This window comes from Pseudobacteriovorax antillogorgiicola, assembly GCF_900177345.1.
Taxonomy (GTDB): domain Bacteria; phylum Bdellovibrionota_B; class Oligoflexia; order Oligoflexales; family Oligoflexaceae; genus Pseudobacteriovorax; species Pseudobacteriovorax antillogorgiicola.
Window position 1 is genome coordinate 79,577 of record NZ_FWZT01000013.1, and the last position, 25,258, is coordinate 104,834.

Annotated in this window: 20 protein-coding genes; 9 read left to right on the forward strand and 11 right to left on the reverse strand. The window is 46.0% G+C overall.

What is annotated here, in order from left to right:
• Window position 1: 1 nt before the first annotated feature.
• Complete coding sequence (locus tag B9N89_RS17145) at window positions 2-1,438, reverse strand: TolC family protein (protein WP_132321091.1); 1,437 nt, start codon at window positions 1,436-1,438, stop codon at window positions 2-4.
• 203 nt (window positions 1,439-1,641) lie between these two features.
• Complete coding sequence (locus B9N89_RS17150) at window positions 1,642-3,153, reverse strand: fibronectin type III domain-containing protein (RefSeq protein WP_132321093.1); 1,512 nt, start codon at window positions 3,151-3,153, stop codon at window positions 1,642-1,644.
• A gap of 320 nt (window positions 3,154-3,473) precedes the next feature.
• On the opposite strand from B9N89_RS17150, the gene B9N89_RS17155 reads away from it, so the two are divergent.
• The 4 genes from B9N89_RS17155 (at window position 3,474) to B9N89_RS17170 (ending at window position 6,831) form a co-directional block, all read left to right on the forward strand.
• Window positions 3,474-4,178, forward strand: coding sequence for a hypothetical protein (locus B9N89_RS17155; RefSeq protein WP_132321095.1), 705 nt, complete (start codon window positions 3,474-3,476; stop codon window positions 4,176-4,178).
• Window positions 4,179-4,444: 266 nt separating this feature from the next.
• Window positions 4,445-4,774, forward strand: a complete 330-nt coding sequence (locus B9N89_RS17160; RefSeq protein WP_132321097.1) for a c-type cytochrome — start codon at window positions 4,445-4,447, stop codon at window positions 4,772-4,774.
• A 331-nt stretch (window positions 4,775-5,105) separates the two neighbouring features.
• Complete coding sequence (locus B9N89_RS17165; RefSeq protein WP_165931723.1) at window positions 5,106-5,981, forward strand: glycerophosphodiester phosphodiesterase family protein; 876 nt, start codon at window positions 5,106-5,108, stop codon at window positions 5,979-5,981.
• A gap of 211 nt (window positions 5,982-6,192) precedes the next feature.
• Complete coding sequence (locus tag B9N89_RS17170; protein ID WP_132321101.1) at window positions 6,193-6,831, forward strand: DUF2959 family protein; 639 nt, start codon at window positions 6,193-6,195, stop codon at window positions 6,829-6,831.
• Between the two features lie 6 nt (window positions 6,832-6,837).
• Here B9N89_RS17170 and B9N89_RS17175 read toward each other — a convergent pair whose 3' ends face one another.
• The 4 genes from B9N89_RS17175 to B9N89_RS17190 form a co-directional block, all read right to left on the reverse strand.
• Window positions 6,838-7,863, reverse strand: a complete 1,026-nt coding sequence (locus tag B9N89_RS17175; RefSeq protein ID WP_132321103.1) for an MBL fold metallo-hydrolase — start codon at window positions 7,861-7,863, stop codon at window positions 6,838-6,840.
• 441 nt (window positions 7,864-8,304) lie between these two features.
• Window positions 8,305-9,066 carry an ABC transporter permease gene (locus B9N89_RS17180; protein ID WP_132321105.1) on the reverse strand — a complete coding sequence of 254 codons (762 nt, stop codon included), beginning with the start codon at window positions 9,064-9,066 and terminating at the stop codon, window positions 8,305-8,307.
• Window positions 9,063-10,007, reverse strand: a complete 945-nt coding sequence (locus B9N89_RS17185) for an ABC transporter ATP-binding protein (RefSeq protein WP_132321107.1) — start codon at window positions 10,005-10,007, stop codon at window positions 9,063-9,065. Before B9N89_RS17185 ends, B9N89_RS17180 begins: the two co-directional genes overlap by 4 nt.
• A 137-nt stretch (window positions 10,008-10,144) precedes the next feature.
• Window positions 10,145-11,497 carry a cytochrome P450 gene (locus tag B9N89_RS17190; protein WP_159455442.1) on the reverse strand — a complete coding sequence of 451 codons (1,353 nt, stop codon included), beginning with the start codon at window positions 11,495-11,497 and terminating at the stop codon, window positions 10,145-10,147.
• 352 nt (window positions 11,498-11,849) lie between these two features.
• On the opposite strand from B9N89_RS17190, the gene B9N89_RS17195 reads away from it, so the two are divergent.
• A complete protein-coding gene (locus B9N89_RS17195) occupies window positions 11,850-13,808 on the forward strand; it encodes an ADP-ribosylglycohydrolase family protein (protein ID WP_132321111.1) in 1,959 nt (652 codons plus the stop codon).
• Window positions 13,809-13,882: 74 nt separating this feature from the next.
• Here B9N89_RS17195 and B9N89_RS17200 read toward each other — a convergent pair whose 3' ends face one another.
• Entirely contained in the window at window positions 13,883-15,673 is a 1,791-nt protein-coding gene (locus B9N89_RS17200) for a family 49 glycosyl hydrolase (protein WP_132321113.1), read from the reverse strand.
• A gap of 392 nt (window positions 15,674-16,065) precedes the next feature.
• Here B9N89_RS17200 and B9N89_RS17205 point away from each other — a divergent pair, with 392 nt between their 5' ends.
• Window positions 16,066-18,711, forward strand: coding sequence for an alpha-amylase family glycosyl hydrolase (locus B9N89_RS17205; protein WP_234996125.1), 2,646 nt, complete (start codon window positions 16,066-16,068; stop codon window positions 18,709-18,711).
• 23 nt (window positions 18,712-18,734) lie between these two features.
• Here the strand turns inward: B9N89_RS17205 and B9N89_RS17210 are convergent, their stop codons facing one another.
• Window positions 18,735-18,968: a hypothetical protein gene (locus B9N89_RS17210; protein ID WP_132321117.1), complete on the reverse strand. Its 234-nt coding sequence runs from the start codon at window positions 18,966-18,968 to the stop codon at window positions 18,735-18,737.
• A 188-nt stretch (window positions 18,969-19,156) separates the two neighbouring features.
• Here B9N89_RS17210 and B9N89_RS17215 point away from each other — a divergent pair, with 188 nt between their 5' ends.
• Entirely contained in the window at window positions 19,157-19,612 is a 456-nt protein-coding gene (locus tag B9N89_RS17215) for a hypothetical protein (RefSeq protein ID WP_132321119.1), read from the forward strand.
• A 260-nt stretch (window positions 19,613-19,872) separates the two neighbouring features.
• Here B9N89_RS17215 and B9N89_RS17220 read toward each other — a convergent pair whose 3' ends face one another.
• On the reverse strand, window positions 19,873-20,625 hold the full coding sequence (locus B9N89_RS17220) for a methyltransferase (RefSeq protein WP_132321121.1): 753 nt from the start codon (window positions 20,623-20,625) through the stop codon (window positions 19,873-19,875).
• A 257-nt stretch (window positions 20,626-20,882) separates the two neighbouring features.
• Here B9N89_RS17220 and B9N89_RS17225 point away from each other — a divergent pair, with 257 nt between their 5' ends.
• Window positions 20,883-22,091: a serine hydrolase domain-containing protein gene (locus B9N89_RS17225; RefSeq protein WP_132321123.1), complete on the forward strand. Its 1,209-nt coding sequence runs from the start codon at window positions 20,883-20,885 to the stop codon at window positions 22,089-22,091.
• A 43-nt stretch (window positions 22,092-22,134) separates the two neighbouring features.
• Here B9N89_RS17225 and B9N89_RS17230 read toward each other — a convergent pair whose 3' ends face one another.
• Window positions 22,135-22,797: a hypothetical protein gene (locus B9N89_RS17230; RefSeq protein ID WP_132321125.1), complete on the reverse strand. Its 663-nt coding sequence runs from the start codon at window positions 22,795-22,797 to the stop codon at window positions 22,135-22,137.
• Window positions 22,794-23,291, reverse strand: a complete 498-nt coding sequence (locus tag B9N89_RS17235) for an RNA polymerase sigma factor (protein WP_132321127.1) — start codon at window positions 23,289-23,291, stop codon at window positions 22,794-22,796. Before B9N89_RS17235 ends, B9N89_RS17230 begins: the two co-directional genes overlap by 4 nt.
• A gap of 176 nt (window positions 23,292-23,467) precedes the next feature.
• Between B9N89_RS17235 and B9N89_RS17240 the strand changes: the two genes are divergently transcribed.
• Window positions 23,468-25,054 (forward strand): caspase family protein, encoded by a 1,587-nt coding sequence (locus B9N89_RS17240; protein WP_132321129.1) that lies wholly within the window; start codon window positions 23,468-23,470, stop codon window positions 25,052-25,054.
• Window positions 25,055-25,258 lie beyond the last annotated feature (204 nt).

Genomic DNA, 25,258 nt, shown 5'->3' on the forward strand with positions numbered 1-25,258 from the left:
CCTAGTAGAAGCGGTCGAAGAATTGGAAGAAGTCGACAAACTCAATGGTATTAACCACAATCTGGCTACGAATATCAGCAAGCCCCCGTTGGCTTTCTAAGAGACCTTTTTGAAACTCGGTGAGAGTATTAAAATCCAGGCGACCGATCTGAAAGTCTTTTTCAGCATCCTTCAGAATCTGCTTTGAAAGGTTCACACTCTTCTTACGATCTTCGAAGATAGAAAAGTCCCGATCTAAGGTTTGCGACAACACTCTGAGGCGACCAGCACGGCTTGCCTTCTCTATTTCAATCTCGTGATCCAACGCTTCTTGGCTATAACGTTTTGCGATGAGCTGGGAGCGATTGGCTAGCTTTTCTACTGGAAACGTATAAGTTAAGCCTGCTTCAGCGTATGGGTGATCGCCTTTGGCAAAGGATTCATGACTGGCACCAAACTCTTCGTTGTAACCCTGAACTCCAACTCCAATTGAAAAGGTAAGATCGGGACGATTCTGAGCTTCTAACTCAGCCAGTTCGATCTCTCCCAACCGTTTCCGCTTGTACAGAGCTTGTAAACTCTCCTGCTCTTCGATCTTAACCTGACGATCTCGGCCGTCGTAGACCTTGTAGACTGCCTTGATATCATTGTAAAAGCGGTTGATATCAAACTCATTACGGCCTTCAAACCGCACAGCATGCTTTTGGAACAGCTCTTCTTTTAAGCTAAAAGAATTCTTCTCTAGGCTTTTGATAAGACTTTTACAGCCTATCAGTTCTTTTTGGCTTAAGAGATAATCTCGTCGATTCACTGTACCTCGTTGATCTTTCATTTTGAGGAGCCGCGTCTGCCTGCTGACTTCCCGACAGATTCTCTGTTGTAAGATCATCTCATCCTCGATCTCTAGAATCGACGCTAGCAAAAGCAAGGCTTGAACCAATTGCTGCTTCTTGGCAAGCCGTGATTCTACGTCGATGACATCCCTAGTTTGTTTCAACTTTTTCTCCAAGTATCTATAACGATCCGCCATCAGATCTTGAAAAATGCTCGTGGATGCGGTCAGCGCCAGATCAGGCACGTAGCTATGGATGCTGCCCCGAGTCCCTGCGTCCACATGGCTTTGGGTGAGGGTGTAGGACAAGCCGGTACGCCAGCCATTTGACCAAAGCTTGCTGTAGCGACTCGAAAGGCTCGTGCTCTGGCTAGAATCAAGTGAGAAATTTGCTCCAGGAGTCGGTCTAGCAGTCTGATACAGCACTCCTACGTCACCGCTACCTTCCAGGGGGGACCTCAAGCTTTCATTGGCAGCTATCCTCTGCTGCCTTTGGGCTTCCGAAAGTTTGATACCATGGGATTTTTTCGCTACGTCTTCGAGAAATCGTGTCAATGAGTCTTGGTTTTGGGCCATTGTCATCGAAGGAATGCTTAGAAGGATGAGCCATCGGATCGAGCACAGCAAGAGCGACTCCTTGTGAAAGATTGGGATCGACGCCCCTAGTCTTCTATATCTACATGGAAAGCTCTAGGAAAAATTTGACGAGCCTCAATTTGCTTCAGTTTGGGTTAGAGACATGATGGCTTTGACCAAATGTTCATAGCGGAAGTGAGGGGGCAGACCCAATCTAGGATCGGCCCTTGATAAGCTGCATGAGAGCCTAAAATCTAAAGTCCCCATTTACTTTTAAGATAAGCGCGAAGGGTGTCTAGTTCGCTGCTTGAAAGTTCTTTGTCGAAGATTAAGATCTCGCCAATATAGCCAACTAGCCGATTACTGCCAGTGGTATCATCGCCAAGCACATACTGTCCTTCGCCGATAAAATCTGTATTAAAGTAGAGCGCACCATCGTACAGGATCGTTTCGTCCTCGCGAACCTTAGCCTGAGCCCCCTTGTTTTCGATCAACCAAAGTTTAAATGAACCCTTGGTAAGCGTGGGATCGTAGAAGGTATTGGCAGCATAGCGCCTGTCGATAAAAAATGCCCTGGCATTTCCACTACCATTACGGAATTCAAACAGACAGCGATCACTAACACCGTCATCAAACTGACCGACAATTGCAATCGTCAGATCGCTACCTTCAGTTCGGGTAAAGGTTCCTTCAAGACCGCGATCCTTATTGTCGAAGCGCACTGCTGGTAAACCGTTCTGGACGTCGGTCTGATATTCTGGTTGCCGATCCAGCTCGACCTCCTCTGCAGCTCCAGCCTTGCCAGTCTTATCATGCCAAGATGCGAGCAAGTCACCATGATTTGGTGGCAAGCCATCTCCAAAGGGATCGGTAGCATCCAGCCAAGCAATGGGGTTTAAACTGAGAATATGAAATGTTTGAGCTGATGCAACTGCCGAGAACTGCCCCAGTCGATCGTTGTTAGCGGCCACGCGAATGTCATAGCTAACCCCTGCTTCCAGAGATTCGAGAGTAAAACTATTGTGGTTTGTTGATGTTGCCGACCAGACCGAACTTCCACTTCTTCGATATTGGACTAGATAGCTTTTAATGGTGCTACCATTGCCACTTGGAACCGTCCAGGTGACGGAAATCGAACTTTCGACTAAAGCAGGGGCAACCGTTAACCCAGTAACTTGACTTGGAGCTGCTTGACTCGTATCAACCAAAACACCTGCTAGTTGGGATGTGAGACCATCTAACTCTGGATCGACGAGGCTGTCTTCAAGAGAATGGATCTCGCCATTGGAGTAATCCAAGCCGCGAAGCTCCAGTCCATCGCTATCCATGTCGCCTAGCTCAGTTGTATAGATAAACTCAAGTGACTTCTCACCGTGGCTATCTAAGATAGCCTGTCCTTGCTTCGTCCCCACCTGCACCGAAAGCATTGGTGTACCGGAAACCGTAATAGGCTCGTTGAAAATAAATTGGAACACAAGGCGCGCACCTAAACCGTAGCTTCCCGCCGTAGGAGGAAGAAAGTTTGATGGGCTCGTGTAGCTGACAGCGACGGCAACACTTGAGCCTGGCTCAACGGCTTTAATGCTCGATGAGGGTGGCGCTTCCTCGGCCTGAGACGATAGATCCTCCGTCCCTTCTTCAGGATTTACATTGGTAGTTTCAACGCTTGCAACTTCACTATGACTTTCATCTTCAGCATCACCATCACTTTTCTTACAGGCAATAACACTAGCCCATAGGGCTAGTAATAACATTCTTACTTTCATAACACCTCACATCCTTCGTCTTTCCCTTATCGGTCGATCACCTATTGGAACTAAGGGAGGGGTACTATTTCTGTGGCTTTACGGTAGCTTAAGGATGAACCATTGAAATCATTTAAATCGAATTCTCTCTTAGGGGCTGTTGACGTCTGGAACACTCGCAGCTTGTCTGACTGAACGGTTTATCCAGGAGACCAAAACTGAATTGAATAGCGAGTGATAAAATTTCACCTTTCAGATCTGATGTAAGTTTTACGGTAGCTTTAATTAGCTTTTCCCTAAAGGTGATTATTTGAAGTAAAACAAATTAATGGAGTGTGTTTATGGGAAACATGTTACTAATGGCAACAATTATCATTTCGGCGATCATTTCTAGCTGTGGCCTTGAGGCTGAGAGACAAAGCCAGTCAGATCTACAAAGCACACGCAGCAATAAGATACTTTGTATTTTTGACTACGATTTGACCCTTTCTAGCAACAAATGTGGTGCTACCCAGGGCCGCTCTGAATTCAACTGTCGTTATAACAAGAACCCTACCTATAACTGGTACGATCAATGCCTAGGTCTCAGCGCGAGACAAGCCGTCGCAAAATGTGTCTATAATAACGCTCATATTGGAATCGCAAGCCACTCGCCACTGGGAGCTAGCTGGGAAGACAAGGTCCTTCCTATGGTCTATGAATCACAATTTCCTGAGTGGACTTATTCTGGGGCTTACCCCCAAGTGGATAACTGGGGAAACTGGAATTGCCCGACCTGCCCTTATCACATGAACCCAGGAATATCCAAGCCTGAAGGCATCCGCCGAATTATGAGACACTACGGTTTGAATCCATACGATCCTGCTGATCAGGCTCGGGTAATATTCTGGGATGACTCGTGGACCAACATCAATGCTGTTAGACAAGAGCTACCATCCGTTCAAGATATTAAAGTACCTCGCAACCAGAGCAGTGGTAACGACGGTGGCTGTGGAATTACTGATCGTGAGATTTCCCAAGGCTGGCAAGCTGTAGGTGGGTGGTAATCGTTTAGATATTCTAAATTATCTTTTTGTCGCACCAAGCCTACGGTTTGGTCGCCCCTAAATTACTCACCTATTTTGATATCTAACTGAAATAACTTAGCTAGCTAGTTGCGCTTCCTCCTTCCATAAACACTAGCCATAGTTTAATTACCTAGTCGTGTGCAAGGACGCTAGGCATTGACTCAAGGTTTTGCTAGTCAACTAGAGGCTGAAGTCCTTAGACCCGGCTTCAGACTTAGCTTCCATTTAATAAAAAGGAGAAGACGATGAAACGGTTATTGATGATCTCAAGCCTTGTTCTATTTACAGCCTGTGGCGGTGATTCAGGGGGTTCAGATGATACCCCCGCTACTCCAGAAACTCCAGCCAATCCTGGAGCAGGTCTTGGTGGGGATGAAGACGCGACGCTTAAGCTAGGCCAAGAACTTTACGCTCAACGCTGTTCTGCTTGCCACGGAATTCTTGCGGATTCTACAAAGAAAGGTCGAAGCTCAGAAGCTATCAAACTAGCCATTAGCAATGTACCGCAAATGTCAGGTATATCTTTGAGCGATGACGAAGTGGAAGCCATTGCTACAGCCTTAAATGAAAACTAAACACAAGACTTATTTCCTTGCACCGAACTAAAAGAGCCTGTCTTTGGACTGGCTTTTTTAGTTCTTCTGAAGCCCTCCTTGCATTCTAGCAAAACACTTTTTATGAAGTACATTTTGTAAATGTCAGCCAAAAGCTCCGCGGAAAGATTTCACATAATTTTATGAGAGTCTACTGTGAATAACTGCTAGAATTCTTGAAATCGCCCAAGACTAAATCCACTGCTGAAGTTCGCCATGAACCGGCTTGCGGCTTAAAAACTTTGTTGAAACGATCACTGTTTGTGATCGCTATAATATGACTATATCGTTTAATCCCTATCACGAGGTTATCATGAGGTTCGTGACGATTCGCCATTTGAGTCTTTCATTGATTGCAACGCTCCAGATTTTCGGTGTTCTTCAGGCTCAGCCCCAGGGCTCTAGTCTACCCCCTGAAGACGACCCATACGCACTAGGCAAGTACCTCAGGCCAAGCTCTCAACAGGGCCCGTTCGTATCAGCTCACCGCGGTGGCCTTCGCGACGATATTCCAGAAAACTCCCTTTTAGCCTTAAAAGCTACAGTTGCTCAAGGAGTCCGTATCATCGAAGTTGATGTTAGAAAAACTCGCGACAATGTACTGGTATTGTTGCATGATAGCGATTTGAGCCGAACCACCACATGCAAGGGGCAGGTTTCGCTCTATCGATTTGCGGATCTATCGAGCTGCTACTTACGCAGTTGGGATAACACTATCACCAAGGAGACCATCCCAAGTTTAGAAACAGCGATTGATTGGACCAAGGGCAAGGCGATTTTGACCCTGGATATCAAAGGTGATCTCTACGAAGAGGTTGTCACGCTAGTTCAAACCATCAAAGCCCGGGGTACGGTAACCATCATCACTTATGGCACAAAGCAAGCCTTGGATGTTCATAAGTTGGGAGCGGACCTTGTTATTTCTGGCTCCCTGAGCTCTGAAAGTGAACTCATAAGCCTGCCTCCTACTTTACGGGCAGCTATGCCCACCGTATGGGTTGGTGTAGGATTTCCAGATCAAGACTTGGTGGCAAGTCTCCAAGGTTACGATATCAGCCCTATCGCCGGCACATTTAATACAGCGGATCGTGGCCGAGATTACAGCTTTGAAGATTTTCTAGCCGTTGGAGTTGAGGTCTTGGCCAGCAATGTGCCTGAAAGAGCGAAAGTATCCGCTAAAAACTGGTAAAGACCCATTTCCAATGAGGTGGTTGAGTCAGTGATTTTCAGCAATTTGCTTGCGTAAACAGGATGTTTGTATCCTGACTCAACTGCTTTTTTACCAAACGCCCTTTGGCTTCCTAGAAGTCCCGCGACTTGCAAAACTGAAAATTCCGTGGTTTTACAGCTCCAGCTCAGCTAAGCTCCAGGATCGTAACTACGGAACTGGAGGTTTATCTATGTTGTATCGACTCACACTACTTGCCATTGTTTTCAGTTTTACGTCATCTTGTTCAACTGTCTACTACAACTTCTGGGAAACTTTCGGCAAGGAAAAGCGCGATTTACTTAAAGACAATATCGAAAATGCCAAGGATGATCAGGAAGATGTGAACGAACAATTCAAAGACACTTTGACTAGGATTCGCACTGAATACAAGTTCGAAGCCGGCGCTCTCGAAGACACCTACGACCGTTTATCGAGTGATTATGAAGCTGCTAAGGCCAAGGCAGAGAATCTAAGCGAGCGAATCGATAAGGTCGAATCCATCGCCGAAGATCTGTTTAATGAATGGAATCAAGAGGCGCAGGAGTTTTCAAATCAACGCTACCGCAATGATAGCCTCAGTAAGTTGCGGCAAACTAAAAGTAAGTTCGCAACGATGCTAACCTCTATGCGAACGGTAGAAAAAAACCTGGACCCTGTCCTCAGTAAATTTAAGGATCAGGTTATGTTTTTAAAGCACAGCCTCAACGCCAAGGCCCTTGGAACTTTCCGTACCGAATTTAAACAAATCGAAAAAGAGATCAAGTCCCTGAGCCGCGATATTGACAACTCCACCCGTGAGGCGGAGCAGTTCATCGCAACAATATCTTAGGGCCTGCTAAAGAGGGGTGATGATAAAACTATCATTCACCTTTCTCATAGGGTTTGGACCAATCCCCTGCAGCTCGGTATTCAACTCCTTAACGGTATCAATCGAAAGCTGCAATGGATGTTCATCCGGTTGAAACGTTGTTCGAATCGGATAATCCTGCCCCGGAGTATTGGACATTTCAATATGAGCACCAAGAACGTAGCGAACCTCTTTGTCAGCAAAGAAATTTGTCATCCTTGTGATGCTAGTCCGATAAGTTTCCCATTGATTGATATACAACCGTCCTGGGTAGAGGGAATCCCCCGTTAAAACTAATGCCGTTTTTGGATCATAGACTGCTATATGGGCATCTTCATGACCTGGAATTGCAACGATCGACAGCGGACGATTGCCGAGGTCGTAGGTGACAATCTGATTAGGCCAATCCGCGATACCGAAGAACTCTGCCACAGCTGCCTGGGAAACTCCCACAACTGTTGTTCTATCCTGGCCCTGAAACTGACCATCCCCAGCGGTGTGATCGCCGTGGGCGTGACTATGAGCGACAATAAGTTCCACATTGCCGATTTGGGGGCCATAGTGTTGGTTCATGATATTTGAAACCATTGTCTGAATAGGAAATGTCTGAGCGTTGGCAGTGGCCCCTGAATCGAGCAAAAGAGCTTTACTCTCTCCCAAAATTAAGTAGATGAACGGTGCCTCAAAGTTAGTACACTTATTTTGCCTCAGAATATAGACCGTCTTACTATACTGGTGAACTTGAATTGCTGGATTAGCATCGGCGTTGCAGTCCGCAGAGCCATGAATCCACTGAACCATCAGATTACCTTGTTCGATCTGTTCCCCTAAAACCTGATCCACCTCATCCTCAGGTAAGGTCTCTTCGACCTCTTCATCTGGAACAGGGGTTGCCGATCCCTGAGTATCCTGACTCACGTCTTGATTATTAACTGGCTGGCGGTACTGTGGAGCTTGGCTCGTGCATGCTCCCCAAAAAAAACTTAAAATAGCGAGTTGAATGGCCTTGGTCATGGTGTCAATCCTTCGTCGTCGTGCAGCAATTCGCTCTTATCGGCATAAAGCTCGAAAACTTTAGTATTTTTAGCTGTTTATTTCCATGCGCCGGCCCAGCTAACCCAAGCTAAGTAGCTGATATTGAGTCTTACTCACTCACCCTCATGGGCAGCGATGAATTTATGTGATCTCTTAAGCCTTTCTATATCAGTGCTTTAACATTCATGGATCAAAGAATTGCCATATATTAACGATAAGGAGGGGAAATAAACAGCGAACGTGCGAGGGTTTCGACAAATGAAGCAACCAGTCATGGGAAATGATCGTTGCAGCGAAAGCTATATGCTATGGGGAGGCTTGGTCATTGTCTCTGGGTATTTGCTGATGGCTCTACTTGTAGGTCATGAAACCAAAACTTCGAGCCTAGCCAGCTACCTGTCTTCGAAACGCCAACAGCCCCTAGGACTTAAGGCGATACCCCGTCTTGAAAATCCAAGACACGAATAAGATACATACAGTGAGAATCGCAGCCACCATCCCGAGCGACACTTCCAGCGAAACATCGGCTTTCTCATAGAAACTCCAGCGAAAACCACTGATCAGATAGACCACTGGATTCAACATGGATAGCTTCTGCCACAAGGGCGGCAACATATTGATCGAGTAAAAGCTTCCTCCTAGGAACGCTAAGGGCGTGATGATCAGAAGAGGAATAATCTGCAACTTTTCGAACCCATCGGCCCAGATACCAATAATAAAGCCAAACAAACTGAAAGTGAAAGCTGTTAGAAATAGAAAAAGCAACATGACGAAGGGGTGCTTCACCTCTAGGGGCACAAAGAAACCAGCAGTCGCTAGAATGATAAGCCCAAGAATAATCGATTTGCTGGCAGCCGCTCCAACATAGCCTATCACTATATCCACATAGGAAACCGGTGCTGAAAGAATCTCGTAAATCGTGCCGCTGAAACGGGGAAAGTAGATTCCAAATGAAGCATTCGAGATACTTTGGGTTAAGACAGAGAGCATAATCAGACCGGGAACAATGAACGAGCCATAACTCACGCCTTCAATGCTATCAATCCGCGAGCCAATGGCTGAGCCAAACACGATGAAGTAGAGGGCTGTTGATATTACAGGGGACGCAATACTCTGGCCGATGGTTCGCCAGGTCCTTGCCATTTCAAATTTATAGATAGCACCGATGGATTGAAAGTTCATATCCGTTTCTCCGCCTGTTTTCTATCTTGTACAAGTCCTACAAAAATCTCTTCTAGGGAACTCTGTTTCGTGTTCAAGTCTTTGAAGCGAATCCCCTCATTCTGTAGGTCCGTAAGTAGCTCGGGAATCTTATTGTCATCTAAGCTCTGATCGTAAGAAAAAACCAGGCTTTGATCATCGCTTCCATGGCTTAGGTCGTAAGTTGAAAGAGATGAGGGAATTTCAGATAAAGGTTTAACCAGTGAGAAGGTCAACTGTTTTGCTCCAAGCTTGCTCATCAGGGCATGTTTTTCCTCTGTCAGTATAAGCTCACCTTCACGAATCACACCGATGCGATCGGCCATTTCCTCGGCTTCTTCGATGTAATGAGTGGTTAGAATTATAGTTACACCTTGCTCACGCAGCTTCCTAACCAGCTCCCACATGGATTTCCGTAGCTCCACGTCGACCCCGGCCGTAGGCTCGTCCAGAAAAAGCACCCTAGGCTCATGAGACAAGGCCTTGGCAATCATGACCCGCCGCTTCATCCCCCCAGATAGCATCATTAATTTTGAGTCACGTTTATCCCAAAGTGACAGATCTTTAAGGATTTGGGTAATCAAGTTATCGTCTTTCTTCTTGCCAAATAAGCCGCGGGAAAATCGAACGGTGTTCCAAACGGTTTCAAAGGCATCAGCAGTCAACTCCTGAGGAACCAGGCCAATCAGTCTGCGAGCTTCTTTGTATCGCTCGGCGATATGATGACCGCCGACCCGAACGGTACCGTCTGTGGCATTGACAATGCCACAGATGATACTGATTAACGTGGTTTTACCTGCGCCATTAGGCCCAAGAAGAGCAAAGATTTCACCCTGCTTAATATTAAGATTCACCTTTTTAAGGGCTTGGAAGCCATTTTGATAGGACTTTGATAAATTTTCTATTTCAATGATGGAAGACATTGCGCCGCAGCTCCGCGAAGAGATTATTACGACCTATAGCTTATCAAACCCAGCTTTGGAGTTCGAGGAATAGTCATGCCTTCCTGCACATTGCAACAAACAGCGGCCAATGCCGTCGGTGACTAGATGATCTGAGCCTAGCTTAACTGGCTGACTTTCAATTGAACATCGCCTTTAGGCCGAAGGGTGATTCCCCCTTCATAGGGCACAGGGCCCGAATGGATCGCCTCAAACTTAAAGTTTCGCAGAAGTTTGCTCAGGATAAGAGATGCCTCATAGATAGCGAAGTTATTGCCAATACAACTTGTTTTACCAGCCCCAAACGGCATGTAAGCATGCTTTGCGAAGTCTTTAGCATGAGCCATTCTCTCTGGCTTGAATTGATCGGGCTCTGGCCACAAGTCAGGCCGATGGTGAATGTTCCACACCGACATGATCACAAGATCGTTTTGATAGATGGGATAGCTTTTAGTTCCGCAGAGTAATTGATGGTCCGAGGTCGCCATGCGAGTCAGAAACCAAGCGCTGGGCCTAAGCCTTAAAGCCTCTTGGATAGTCCACGACAGAAGCTTCAAGCGGGGTAAGTCTTTCATAGTCGGAAAGTCATCCTCAAGACTGAGAAGCTCCTCTCTCAAGTTTTGCTGAACCTCGGGAGATTGAGCTAAGAAATCAAGGGTAAAGGCTAGTAGGTTTGCAGTGGTTTCATGACCGGCAAGGAAGTATTGTATCACTTCGTCGCGAACATCTTGAGAGGACAATCGATAACCACTCTCTTCATCAACGGCATGAATCAAGCGATCAATAAGAATCGATTCATCATCACTTCCCGGCTTGTCCTCTACCATTCCGTCGATCACTCCATAGAGGAGTCCCATCTCTCTTTTGAATGCTACGTTGCTTGGAGTGGGAACCCAAAGTGGAGTTGCCAAAGGGTTGGTTACACGGGCTTTAACCAACTCAAATAGATTATCTAAGGCTTCTAATACCCGGGGACTCAATGTCCAAACATCTTGTTTGAGAAAGACTTTAGAAACAACCGCCAAGGTCAGCCTCTGCATGAGTTTTGCAACCGACCAGCGATGGCCATCATGGTCCTTGGCCCACTCCAGCACTGCCCGGTCTATCTGTTCAGCCATGAGTTCTCGGGTTTTAGAGATCTCTTTAGGGTGAAAAAATGGTTGTGACAAGCGCCTCTTTTTTTTCCAATCGTCATCATCGGCAGCTAGCATTGCGTTGCCAATCAATGGCTTTAGATTGCGATTATAACGTTTGTAACATGCGTCCTTAGACACAAGGACTTGATCGACTATTTCAGGCGATGATGTGACAACATAACTCTTGTGAAATATCTTGAACCGAAAAAACTCGCCCCACTTCTGATAGATATCCGAGGTAAATCCCAAGGGATCGTTTTTAAAGGAGTAGTAGTGATCCAAAGTTTTGGTAAACTGAAATCGCGGCCTTGAAATAACCATATGTCCTTGATTCATTGGAATCCCCTCCATCGATAGTATCTGCTCTTCTTAAATCTTGCTAAGGAGTTATATCACAATTATCTGACCGAACGTGATGGGGGACCGCGGTACGAGAACAGTTTGGGTTAAGATTTATTCACTTCCCATGGGTAAGGTTATAGCAGAATGTAAGCAAGGTCTTTCCTGTGGCCCGTTAGCAAGCTCGTAGTGAATTCCTTCCCCTTAAAATAAAATAATTTTAACAACTCAGCTTTCACTATAGAGCAAAATATGTGCCATTGAGTTTTAGGGATCCACAATCCAGGTTGAGGCATCGTCAATATTTGCTAGCTTGAGCCCTATCTGAAACATCAGACATGGGGTTAATATGAAATATTTTTGGTATAGCTGTATCACAGCAAGTGTGCTCAGCTGGCTTTCACCATCGGTGCAAGCCACTTCTAAGGAAACGTCATCTCTCAGAATCTCGGAAGCAGAGTACCAGGAGAAGGTACTAGCCTCATGGCTGGGGCAAATTGTTGGCAACATCTACGGCTTGAGTTACGAGTTTGCTTTCATCGATGAACCGGGCCCAGACCAGTTTCCATACGGTTATGGTTCCAGCCTAGAACGAGTACGACGCTACAACGGTGCATTCTCCGATGATGACACCGACATTGAATACATATACCTCCTTGCTATGGAAAAGCACGGCACCACCCCTCGCTATGAGGACCTCAGTAAGTTTTGGACCTACCACATTCGAGAGAAAGTTTGGGCTGCGAATCGGATGGCTCTCAATCTGATGAAAATCGGTTACCACCCGCCTCTTACAGGCTCAGAGCAACTCAATAGCGAATGGTTCCAGATCGACCCACAATTGATCAATGAGATATGGGCTGTTACGTCTCCTGGGATGATAACCTACGCTAGCCAAAAATCGGCCTGGGCCGCACGGATAACCAATGACAGATTTGGAATTGAACCTACAATTCACTATGGTGCCATGTATGCCGCAGCCTTCTTTGAAGACGACGTCAATCAACTCATCGAAATAGGCTTGCAAGCTCTGCCTGGAAACAGCCGCTTTCGTGAAACGGTAGAATATGCTAAGCAGCTTTACCGCCAGTATCCTGAAGATTGGCAAGAAGCCCGGCGTCGCATTGCAGATCGCTACTATAAAAATTTCGACTACAACCCTGAATCCTGGGCTGCTCTGGATGCCAATCTCAATGGAGCCTGCGGGATTTTAGCCCTCCTTTATGGTCAGGGAGACTTCCAAAAAACCCTAGACTATGCCAGCGGCATGGGTTTCGATGCCGATAATCAAGCTGCAACGATGAGCGGATTGCTGGGAATTATCCACGGCCTCAAGGGGATTCCCCAAGAGCTACTTTACCCCTTAGGGGAGCAGATCTGGTCTCAGCCATTCAATGACCAGTATGTAAATATCAGTCGCTACGATTTACCAGACGCTACGATTAGCGACATGGCCCTAAGAACAGCCCAGCAGGGACTTAAAGTTATACAGAAGAGTGGCGGTCGCATCATTCAAGAAAAGGGTCAGCGGTATCTGGAAATCAACCCAGGAGCACGATTCATACCTCCTCTTGAGTTACCAGCGGTGCCACCTATTCACGTGGAGGCATTCAAAGAGTTTTCCAAGGCTATCGCCACTCATCTAGAAAATACCCCAAGTTATTTGATTCGAGGTCAGCTGCCTGCTGGCTTACGATTTGAACAAGGACGTTTGCTAGGGACCCCTACGCAATTGGGTCACTTTCAATTTACCTTAGAGGCGCGACAGGGCAAGCAAGCTGCCCAAAGGGATTATCAGATCGAGGTTCACAGCCACAACCTTGCACCGCTAGCTTCTAGCCTAAGCATCAGTGAAAATGACCTAGAAAACCCAGGCCAAGATATTGATATTTTGCGAGATGGTAAGTTATGGAACACATTTTACTCAACGAATCGCCAAGAGTCTCCCAAAACGGATATCTATGAGCTGCGCTGGGATCAGTCTCAAGAAATCGGTAGCTTCATGTTCCGCTATGGTCGCATTCAGGAGTGGGGCGGCTGGTTCACCAGTTTCGACCTCCAGTACCTCGGCGCCAAAGGCCAGTGGCTTTCTGTTCCAGGGGTTCAGTGGTTAACCCCTATCAACTTCGACAATAGCCCATGGCTAAAAGGACAGTTTGTCGACCACTGGCTTAGATTTCCACTGATCAAGACCAAAGGCCTACGAATTGTTGGTCAGGCAGGAGGCTTGGAAAAAGATCCCGCCAACCAGCACCTTGGCCTTCGCTACTACACAAATCTTAGCGAGATAGCTGTTTTCAAGCATTAGCAAGTTGCCTGGACGAGTCTAAGTGAGTCCGGGCGGTTCTACGCCCGGAGCTTAGGCAACTATCAAGGAGGAACTTAATCAAGATACCAATAGGGGCTTAGCTCAGTTTGGAACGCAAGGCGACCAATCTGGAAATATCGCCAATTGTCTCTTTCTAGAGACACTCTTTGTCCAGCCACCCAGTAATTCCTTAATTGCAAACCGATAGGTTGCATTGGGCTTCCAATACGGACAGTCTCCCCCTCTGGGTTAGTCATTGGCATTAGTAAGCTGAGTTGCGACGTATAAAGTAAGTCGTTCCAGGCATCGACGAACAGATTTTTAATAGTTAGCGATTCAAGGTTACCCAATAAATAAAGACGCAAAGCACAAAGCTGAAGGCCCTCAGCGATAACTCCATCGATCGTCACATCAGAGATCGTCTTGCTGCTATCGGCAAGGTTGTCAGACCCACTGTCCAGATAGTGTCTGGCACTATTGATGAGGCAATGGTTGTGTTTCTGATCGTTCCAATACATGCGATTGTGGATGACATAAATGCCATTAACCTTAATGTTACGAATCGCCCGTGGTACCCAGCCCATTTGTATAACCGGCCCATTTTCTGCCTTCCACACAACAATATCACTGATTCGCAAGTTGCTATGATAGAGCTTGATAACATCGTCATTAGAGTGAAAGAAGCTATGCCTCATCGAACTGCCATCGAGGAGCTCAAGCCCATCCGTTTGCCAATACCAAGCACCCACCTGCTTGAAACGACTCACCGTCATAGCAAAGCTCGTTGAATCTCCATAGACGACGAAGCTGTGATACGGTGGGTTTGCTAGCGTAATGCCTTCGAGGCGGAGCTGCTGCGGCTTCTTACTCGAAAAAAACTGTAGAAGTTTAATGCAATCCCCGTGGCACTGCCCCTGATTGCTGCGTTGATATTGATTTTTACGGTCAGCCTCATAGGGGTATATCTCACCTGAAATCACTCCTAGCCCTGACACACTATAGGATTGCTCGCGACCTTGAAATTCGAAAGAGCCTTTTACATATGCTCCTCCTTCCAAATATAGCTCAGTCACAGAGGGGGGTAAGAAAGCATGGCTCTGGGGGGCAAGATAGTAAACCCCAGTCCGAAAGACAATCTTTCGATAGCCCTGCCACAGTTCTGGCTCTATCAATCCAGGCAAGGGAAAATATGTTTCACTGTTCTTAGCGACATCATCGGCAGCAGGAAAACTATCGAGATCCTCGGCGAAGATGAGCAAGGCATTCCGAGGCTCTTGGTGAATCCTTGCCCCCACCCCCGCGGTATTGAGGAGTCCACCATGAAACGATGGGTCGCTGTAGCTCCAGTAGAGGTCGTCATCGAACTCTATGGATATACGATAGCCCATCCTTCGATAAGGAACTCGAACCCGTACCGTATGAGAGTCAATCTGTTCATAGCTTAAATTTAGGAACGACGGTTTGATTGACACTAGGCTCGTAGGGCTAATAGGCTTCTGTCTCCTTATGTCTACAAATACGTCGGCACTGTATTGAAAGCTTGTCCAATTCATCGACAGATTCGTACTTACAGCAAACTCTGCCCCATCTTGATCACCATATGGGAGCTGCTGCTCACCGTTCCGTGGGATGCTTTTATAAACAAAGGATGGCTGACCTTTGCTATCACTTGGATTTGTAGGGCGAACAAAAACCTCGTATTCTGAAGAACTACGAACTTGCCAAAGGCTTATAGGGCCTTTGGTTTGCACTGATTGCGAATGCCACCATGTTCTTATTGTTGAGCCAGCGCTTAAAGATTTTAGTGGAAGAAATAAAGCTATCACAAGCCAAACAAAGGCTTGCATGCCACTTGTATAACTCATATCAACCTCGATTAGTTGGCGATGATAGTGTCTATTCTATCGAGGAAGCCGGAGCGCAGGGGTCCTTCAAAATTGCCTAGAACAGCTGCAAAGTATCTTAGTTTCGTGATATTCGCTGACAGAGTTTTCCGTTAAGCCTCAAAAAAATACTTGCATCTATCCCGAAAAACCTTTTGCCTAAGAGCGACAAATATAGTTTTTTTACAACATTTTCGTGTTTATACGTGGTGAGGCTAACTTCGGTGTAACTTTGATTATGACCATAAATAGAGATATCTGTCGCAATTTATGGACTATTAACAGAAAAGTTGAGTTTGATTTATTCGTTAATTTACGAGATATGCAAGGATCTCTCGAACACTTACATTTTGATTAAGGAGACTGTAGTGAAGATGATAATGAGGCTCTTACCTGCCCTACTTGTGCCCTTGTTTAGCAACTGTAGCAATGAAGAATCAGAAAAAGTGAGCCCGCAAAACGCCGAGCTTTGCGTCAACCAAAGTGCTTGTGAAGGTAATCAAGCAGTACCAACACCAAACCCCAGTGTTCCCAAAGCATTCGGCTTTCGAGATGCTAGTCGATCCTTCGTCTTAGGAGAGACCGCCCCTAAAAGTATTCCTCAAAAAGTGAACATAGGCCTGAAGGACCAGATTAATAATTCAGCTATCGTAGAAAAGGAAGGTGTTGCAGAGATTAAAACGCTCTACGGTGTAGATCGTAGCATCGACTGGACACACTTGGCTGCGATCAAGGCTCAAACAACCAGCAATCCGCCCAAAAACCCTGACATCATTTTACAAGCCTTCAACATGAGCTACGAATACATCTTAGAAAACCTGCCTCAAATTCATGAGGCAGGATACTCGATGATTCAAATATCGCCCCCGCAACGATCATTAGATAAATACGGCATCTGGTGGGAGGCTTACCAGCCTATTGACCATCGTAGTTTTAATAGCAAATATGGTCGTGAGGATGAGCTCCGTCAACTCATTAGGGAGGCGCACGCTCGGGGTATACGCGTGATTGCTGACACTATCCTGAATCATATGGCTGATCCATTGCGTCTGGGGGTTGATGATGTCCTTCACTATAATGACTTATACAAGCCAGAACACTTTATCAACTATGATCTCTTTTTAGACCGTCTTGAATTTAACTTTTTAGCAGCGACAAGCTTCATTGATGAGATAGATTTCTTCCTTTCCCCCGAACGGGCTCTCAGCCGTCGTTTCGATGATTTTGTTGCGCAACAAGGGCTTCCCCGAGTGAGCCCGTACAACCTAAGATCCAGACGCTCGTTGGAAGCACTTTTTGTTCGGCAAGAGCTACCATGGCTTTACTATGACCTTAAGCGCCTCGCCGCAAGTAAAGGAACAGATATTAGGGAAATCAATGGCAACCTCTACTGCAGCACTGATGCAAACGAATACCAAGAATGTCGATTCAATGAAGCATTTGCCAAGTCTTGGACACAGTTGTTTGGTAACAGCGCTTTGATCGTTCGTAACTACTACTTCGAACTCACAGCAGATAGCCACCCGATCTACGAAAATGAATGGGATAACAGTGAAAAAGTACTTATCAAATGGTATCCAGGACTTCCGTCTCTTAACACCTCTCATAACTTCGTAATCGAATCTCATGTAGACCTACTAGAAAAAATGCTACGTCTTGGTATCGATGGCTTCCGACTGGATGCGGTCAAGCATATTCCAGACACATATTTCGCTGAACTGATCGAGCGTTTAGGAGAACGCCTTACGGCTGACAATCAGCAGGTTGACGGCGAATGGCTCACCGAGAAAAAGTTATATGTTTATGGTGAAATGGCTACTTCTAAGGTTGATATTGCCAATGCCTACCGTGAACGAATGGACATCACCGACTTCTTTCTTCTCGATACCTTTATGTATCACACCGTGTTTAACGATCTAGTTGAAGAATATGGCCGTGGCCAGTTAAATGTTAGCGTACTTCGGCGGTCCTACCTGGAAGATGAAATTCGCTCGGGAGATAACCGCGGCTGGCAGAAGAAGCTATTTCCTGTTGTTGACGATACTGAACAATCATGGTTTAGCCTCGAAAATTTCGATCGCAGCATCTACCTTAATAGTCTGAAGTCACCTATCTACTTCGCCCGCATTCACGACTCTGTTGTCGGTGATATGTTCATTCTTAAAGATTATCAACAGGCCATGCTTGGCCATGCTTACTTTTTAACAGCCACTGACGGCAGGACTCTCGTCTACGGATCTGACGAACACGTTGGTATCAATGCTGGCGCCGACTACAAGGAAAAGATGGTCTTGGCTGCACTTCGTTTCCGCAGAGAGACCTCTGGCGAAATCTACAGTGATCGCTACCAAAGCGAAGACTACTGTACATCATGTAACCCTGAGGAAACACTATTTGTTGATCGAGGCAGCAAAGGCCTAAGCATCTTGCATTTTGGCAATAAAGACCTAGAGATTGATGCAATTCACGCAAAGTCTTTAGAAATGGGATCTTGTTATGTCGAGCTGATGAGCGGTCGTCGTTTCATGGTCAACAGCAGAGAGCAGCTAGAAAGACTTGGAGACACTAGAATTACACTTCCTGCCCGTTCGGCAGCATTCATCCTAGAGGCCGATTGTCGTGATGATGAATTGATCCCAGGCTCTGATTCATCAGTAAAGCCGCCTCCGTCCAGCAACCAACCCCCGGTTTTCCTTCGGACAAGCTTCAACAATTGGAGCGCTGACGATGCCTATCGATTTAAACCCACTATGGACAGCTCGTGCCAGTCTTTAGAAACGATGATGCCGGCGGGAACCCATGCTCTTAAGATTGCTGATGAGCACTACGAACTTGATTTAGGTTTAGAGAAATCAGGCACGATCTCACTCGACAGCGACACCCCCCTAAGTTTGCATTCTTACGCGATAACAGGTGACCGACCCGCAAATATCGAACTCGACCTGATGGCTGCGACACGGCTGTCGCTAATCGTCTGTGATATTGATGCCGCACCAACCCTTACCGTTACCATACTATAATATACTGAGGAGGCTACGCCTCCTCAAAACGCTCCAATAAAATACATCAGGCTCATCCAAGTTCCATAGCTCAGCAACATCGCTGTCAGTGGAACTGCTACCAAACTAACTTTCGTGCCAGTAGATAGATCTTGCCAACGTTTGAGATCAGCAAAGCTTAGATCAGCTAGAGGGCTCCTCTTCCGCAGAAAGTTAACAAAAAACAACCACGAAACTAGAAAATACAAGGCGATAAGAATAAACCTGAATCTTGCCATGAGAACCTCCTTGCCACTGCATTACTTGGCTGAGCTTAACAGAGATCTTAGGACTCAAAAACACCATTCCCCAAGTTTTATCGTCAGATCTCAGCTGATATCATCGACCTTAGATAAGCCCTATTGACCAATTTCAGCCATACTTTTAGACTATATATAGAATGCGAACCCAGTTTGGAGTATCAATCATGAGCAAATTGCTTTTTCCATATCTAGCCTTTTTTATATTGTCATCAGGATGTGGCGATGACTCAAGCGACAGCAGCAGCGCTGACTCAGGTTACACCTTGCCAAACATAAGCTTCGAGTGCACAGTTGATGATAACAGTGACTGCACATCAAGCATGTCGGGAGCAACCGTATATGCTGCTTTTTTCTCTGGTGACTGTGAAGATTTCGGCTCTAGCACGACGGTACTCAGTCGCGGTTCTGCTACGGCTAGCTGCGATGATGGCGGCTGCCGCAATGCCGACGTTGATGAGACCATAACAAGTTGGAGTGTAGCGAGCCTATCTGCTGGAACCTACTCCGTGTACGCATTTTATGATGAAGACGACAATGAAGTGCCTAATGGAGAGCCAGCCATGTGCGAGTCAGTTACACTTCCTGTAGAGAGCAACCCTCATTTCGCCAGCTTCGAGTGATGGCTTTTCTGCGCCCACCAGGCTCTGACCTCTTGATTAGCTTTCACGAGCCTACCAGGTTTGCTGGTAGGGTGCGCGTAGAGGTCAGAAAGATCTCCCTTACCGGATGGCGTTTCTAGAAATTGATCGCTGCTTTCTTCCCGATCGGCGCCATAGCTCTGAGACCTATCACCGATCACTTTGCGGCCACTAAGCCCGGCGTGATCACCCTAAGCTGGTTCCAAGAATAGAGTGGGCTCACAATTATGTAAGTCTAGATTCTAAAGAATAAAGGGTACAATCACCCTGCGATCATCGGGATAGTCTGCAAATTTTTCATGATACCAAGCATGGGTTCTCAGCGCTCTCGCAAGCAGATAGCTACAGGTCCACACGAAAATCATGTAAGCGGCAAGATGGCGAGACATCAATGCAACGCCGAGCCATGCACTTAGCTCCATCAGGTAGTGAGGCGCTGTCACAAATTCGAACAAGCCACCCGTCGGTATCTTATAGCTATTGTCATCGGTTCTCAAGTCAGCAAGAAGCTTGTGGTGATACAAATTAGAAACCTGGCCAACCGCAAACAGCACCATTCCCAATAGAAATAGACCATCGATTCGATCGATAGACCATTGGTTCAAATAAGCTAAGAGAAAGGCTGCCAGAGAATATGCAGCTGCAATTTGAATGACCGTGGCTATATTAATAGGTCCCGAGTACTTGTGTAAAAACAAAACCTCTAGGCATCGCTTGATAAAGTGAATATTAATCGCAGCAATAATTATAAGCTTTACTAGATCAAAGCTCGCAACAAACCAAAACGTTGCGATATCTGCTGCCAAGATTGGGACAAAATATAGTAGGAACATTCCTAAGCGGCTGCTCATCCCGTGGGATGTCCGAAATTTGCTATAATTCAGAGTTAACAACCCCTTACTCTCTAAAACTCCGAAACTAAGGCAAAGCATAGCAAAAACTGTGTATGCTACGATACTTAGTGTGTTCCACTCCGGCATAATAACAACAGGCATTAGGTAGTACTCCCTCAAAATGGATCGTTAGCTAGTTTCGATGCAAGATAGGAACCAATATAACTAGCTATAATCACTTATATATACTAACCATTGCGGTGACGAAACTGTTGACAATCCGAAGATTTTTTTCGCTTTAACAACCGGAAGGTACCATCTGGTTGCGAAGCTCAGGCACGGTAGCAGAGAGAGGTTGCCTGTGCGACCTCAAGAAGAATAAAGTGGGATCATCGAATCATAAAAAATAGAGGAACCCAATGAAGCTCAATCGAGTTATTTCTCTCAGTATTATCTTGTATAATCTGCTGCATATTCCTACACTCTACGGCCAGTCCGTGATCAAGGCCGATCTAAAACAAAAGCTCGATCAGAGCTTGTCCACTTATGTTTCTGGGGAAAGGTTAGCGGGTGTAAGCTCTCTTGTCGTAGAGTCTGGTAATGTTATATACAGAAGCGCATTTGGCTATCAGGATCGTGAGAAGCTCATCCCCATCGAAGATAACACAATCTTTCGAATTTACTCCATGACAAAGCCAATTGTTTCCACTGCACTGATGATGCTATATGAAGAAGGTAAGTTCGGCCTTGACGAACCGATAGAAAAATATCTTCCTGAATTCGCCAACCCTCGGGTCTATATAGGGAGCAACGATGCAGGCCCAATTTTTGAAGCGGCAAAATCAGCCCCAACAATCAGACAACTCCTTTCTCATACTGCAGGTCTCAGCTATGGCTTCAACGAAGACGACTACGTGGATCAGGAGTACCGAGATGCTGATCTTTTTGATCGTAATTTGAGTCTTGATACCTTTAGCAAGAAGCTTGCCTCATTGCCATTGGCCTACCAGCCTGGAACCAAATGGGTTTACAGCTTCTCGGTTGAAATTCAAGGTCGCTTGATCGAGGTTCTTAGTGGAGTTCCTTTGGATAGATTTCTGGCAGAGAGAATATTTACCCCACTGGGCATGGAAGATACCGACTTCTACGCTCCTGCTACAAAGTGGCATCGCTTGGCAAAAGTCTATCGAACACAGGAAACTAACGGTATCGCTCCTGCAACCGATGACGAGATTCCATTTAGTCCCTTTACTAAAAAACCTCGGTTAATCGCAGGAGGGATGGGCCTTGTCTCCACACTCGACGACTATCGGAAGTTTTGTGAGCTGATTCTAGGTAGAGGGAGATTTGGCAAAAGACAGCTTCTCCAAAGCTCGACTATCGAATTAATGGCCGAGGAACAAACAGGACTGGCTCCATTACCGGAAAGCGCTGGAGCGGAAGGATTCGGTTTGGGGTTTGGTATTGATGAAAAGTTTGGATCGAGGCAGATTTTCTGGGCTGGTGCTGCTAGCACGATCTTTTCTATCGACCTGGAAAATCAGATCGCAGTGATCATGCTTACTCAGCTAGTGCCAGCAGAGGTGTTCACATTTCGGGACGATCTTCTTGAGGCAATTTACAAGTAGGCCCCGATGGTGCCTTAGGGATCAAAAACCCTGGATAATAGGACTAACGAAGAGGTAGAACTTGAAAGTGACACATTCCAGGTTCTACTTCCCCTTGGTTCAAAGTATCAACGACTCTATCAGAATCAATACTTCCCTCAGGGCAAACTACCACACGAAGCTCCTCTCCTTCGTTTTCTTCGGTGAGAGCAAGCCCACCTACAAAAAACTTTTTGCTATCGTGAGAGCTCACAAGATAGCTTTGTAAGATTTGCTCTCTTGTATCCAAAGCTTCTCCTCGTTGATTGTAAACTCCATACCAGGCTTCGAAAGGAGCTGGAGCTGACACCTGAATACGAAATGCTTGCCCCTCTTCGATAGGACGATGATCGTCTTTTACATCTAAACCCTTCTCAGTTTGAACAAATATCGTAGCCTGAGCTTTCCCTTTGATACGCAGACCTTCGTGCCCCGACTGAAAGTTCCCTACAAAAACGGTTAGGAGGGCCATAGCTACAAGTGCCAAGATCCCCGAGCGGTACCAACGGCTCTGATTACCTGAACCCTTTGAGGGCTGTCTAGTATTAGTAGGCAGCTCTAACGGTGGCAATGATAGAGTATTCATCCGCTCCTGTTCTCGCCGTACATCGAGATCATCTGCGTTAGCAACATCGTAACCCAAGGCTTGCCGTTGAATCTGTAGCAGTGACTTATTTTCTTGGCTCATCCTTCTTTCCTTTTCGCTATAAGGTTTTGGGTCGACGACAATGAGCGGGCGACTGTGGCACGAGAAATATCCATAAATTCTGCGATCTCATGCTGAGTCATCTGATCAATCGTTTGATAAACATAGATCGCTGCATCGCGGTCTTTTAGTTGACTTAAAATTTTCTCAAAATCGTGAAGAACTTCTACCAAGATCTGCTCATTTTTCTCCTGGCAAACGGACTCCACATGCTCCCACGGCTCATCTCTATGTCGCCGGGACTTTCTAATTTGATCGATAGCTGCGTTATGACTGGTTCTGTAGATCCAGTTAAACGCCTGCCCTTCAAAAGCAAATGTCAGGTTCGACATCCAAAGCTTGGCGAAGGTATCTTGCAATATCTCCTCCGCAATACTTGATGACGAAATCATGCGCCCGATCTTACTGAGCACGGCTGGCCCCGTTTTTTCATAGAGGTAGCGAACATCCTCCTGATTCGAACTATCTAATTTCATTAATATTCCTTAGCCATACAACGAGACACCCACTAAAGAAACGAGCCTCCCGCAATTTTTGTAGCAAGATTCTCGAAGATTTTAGAATTCTACTGCTGAACTAAAAAATGCTTGCAATAAAACAGAGTCAAGTTAGTCTTGCCCCCGGTTTGTACCATACGAGAGAAAAGAGACCCATGACGCCACAAATATTGAGCTTATTTCTTCTAATCCTCTGGATTTTCAACACAAATCAGATTTTTGCAGCTAAGAAAAATCTTACATTCGTGTTGGCAGTGAGTTCGCCGCGATCCTACGACAAGTCACTTCCTGCCTTACGCTATTCGGAAAAAGATAGCGAGCGATTCCTGAGCGTCATGCGCAGTGTAGGAGGTGTTCAGCCTGAGCACATATTGCAAGTAGATGAGCCCAGCGTGGAACAATTTCGTGAAGTATTCAAAAAAGCCCGCAGCACTCTTCAAGATTGCCCATCATGCCAGGGTAAGTTTGTATTTTACTACACCGGACACTCCGATAAAGACGGTTTGCACTTAAAAGACGGCCCCATGCCAAAAGGAGAGCTGCACCAACTTCTTGCTGATGTTGATGCCCGGTCGAGAGTCGCTATCCTAGATAGTTGTTTTGCAGCAGCCCTTTCTAAAAAGGGAGTCACTAGGTTAAGTTCAGAAGTTTTTCTACCAGTTGCGCGGTACGATGAACCAAGTGGTTATGTATTCCTAGCAGCAACTTCTGATCGAGATTATGCCTTCGAAAGCGATCGACTCCGCGGCAGCATCTTCACTCACTACTTAAATACGGGCCTTGTGGGTCATGCTGATAGCGATGATGATGGCATTGTAGCTGTCAATGAACTCTATTCTTATGTCTACAAACAGATGAAGTCTGAAACAAGTGTTGTCGGCTTCGATCCTGTTCAGCAGAATCCCGAGTTCGTTTCTCAGCTTGCAGGTAAGGGCGCACTAGCTATGTCCTTCCCGAAACGATCATCAGGCTATGTGCGTGTTGGCGAAGACCTAGGAGGAATGCTTAAGATCAATCGCCAGGATGGCATCCAGCACTTTAGCATCAGTAAGAAATTAGGGGAAAGTCAAAAAGTTCAGCTCCCCATTGGAACCTACCATATAATTGTTTCAAACGGCCCCATGGTCGGTAGCAAGCAAATAGAAGTCGCCAAAGACCAAGAGCTGATGGTCTACGCAGACAATATGCATTGGCTACCGCGAAGCCGGTGGAATAGCATGCAAAAGAAAGGTGGTAGCACTCGCGATGACAATCACCTAAGCTTCCTTTTTGCTTTGTTTAATCAGAATAGCCAGACTCTAGACCAACACACCTACGCCTCATTCCAGGTTCCATCTGACCACCTAAGCATCGGCGGCAGAGACCATAGTCTATTTTATGACTTTTTCATCGAAAATCAGAATTTTGAAGATTGGAAGTACAGCTCGTTTGGAATCCATTATGGAATCCAATATGAAAGTAGCTTCAATTTTTTCTACAAACCTCAGCCTTTAAGTATGAGTGCTGGCATTGGGGCCAAACTATACCGGCATGAAGAAAGAAACTCCTGGGATTGGTGGTCCGATTCAAGCTCTAAAAAAAGCCAATCCATTGCTGACAGCCTCTTTCTACGGGTAAATCCTCACTGGGTTTTAGACCAGTATTCTGTAGGTGCCTTTATCAATTTGAACCACAGCATTTCGAGCGAATCTCTGAAGGGGGTTAACGGAAAAATCAATATAGGAATGTCATTTAGCTTCTAGTGCTTAGAAACCTCAATAGGCTAACTATTCTTCGCTATATCTGCGCTTTTGCAATCATTTACCTGCCATATCTACGCTCTGGTCTTAGCACCTGCCTTTTCCGATTAACGGACAGGCAGTACTGAGTCCGACTTAATATTTTTTCTATTTTTATTGAGACAATTTTTGAAGCTCCAACGTTGGTCCTAGTGCAGACAACACAAT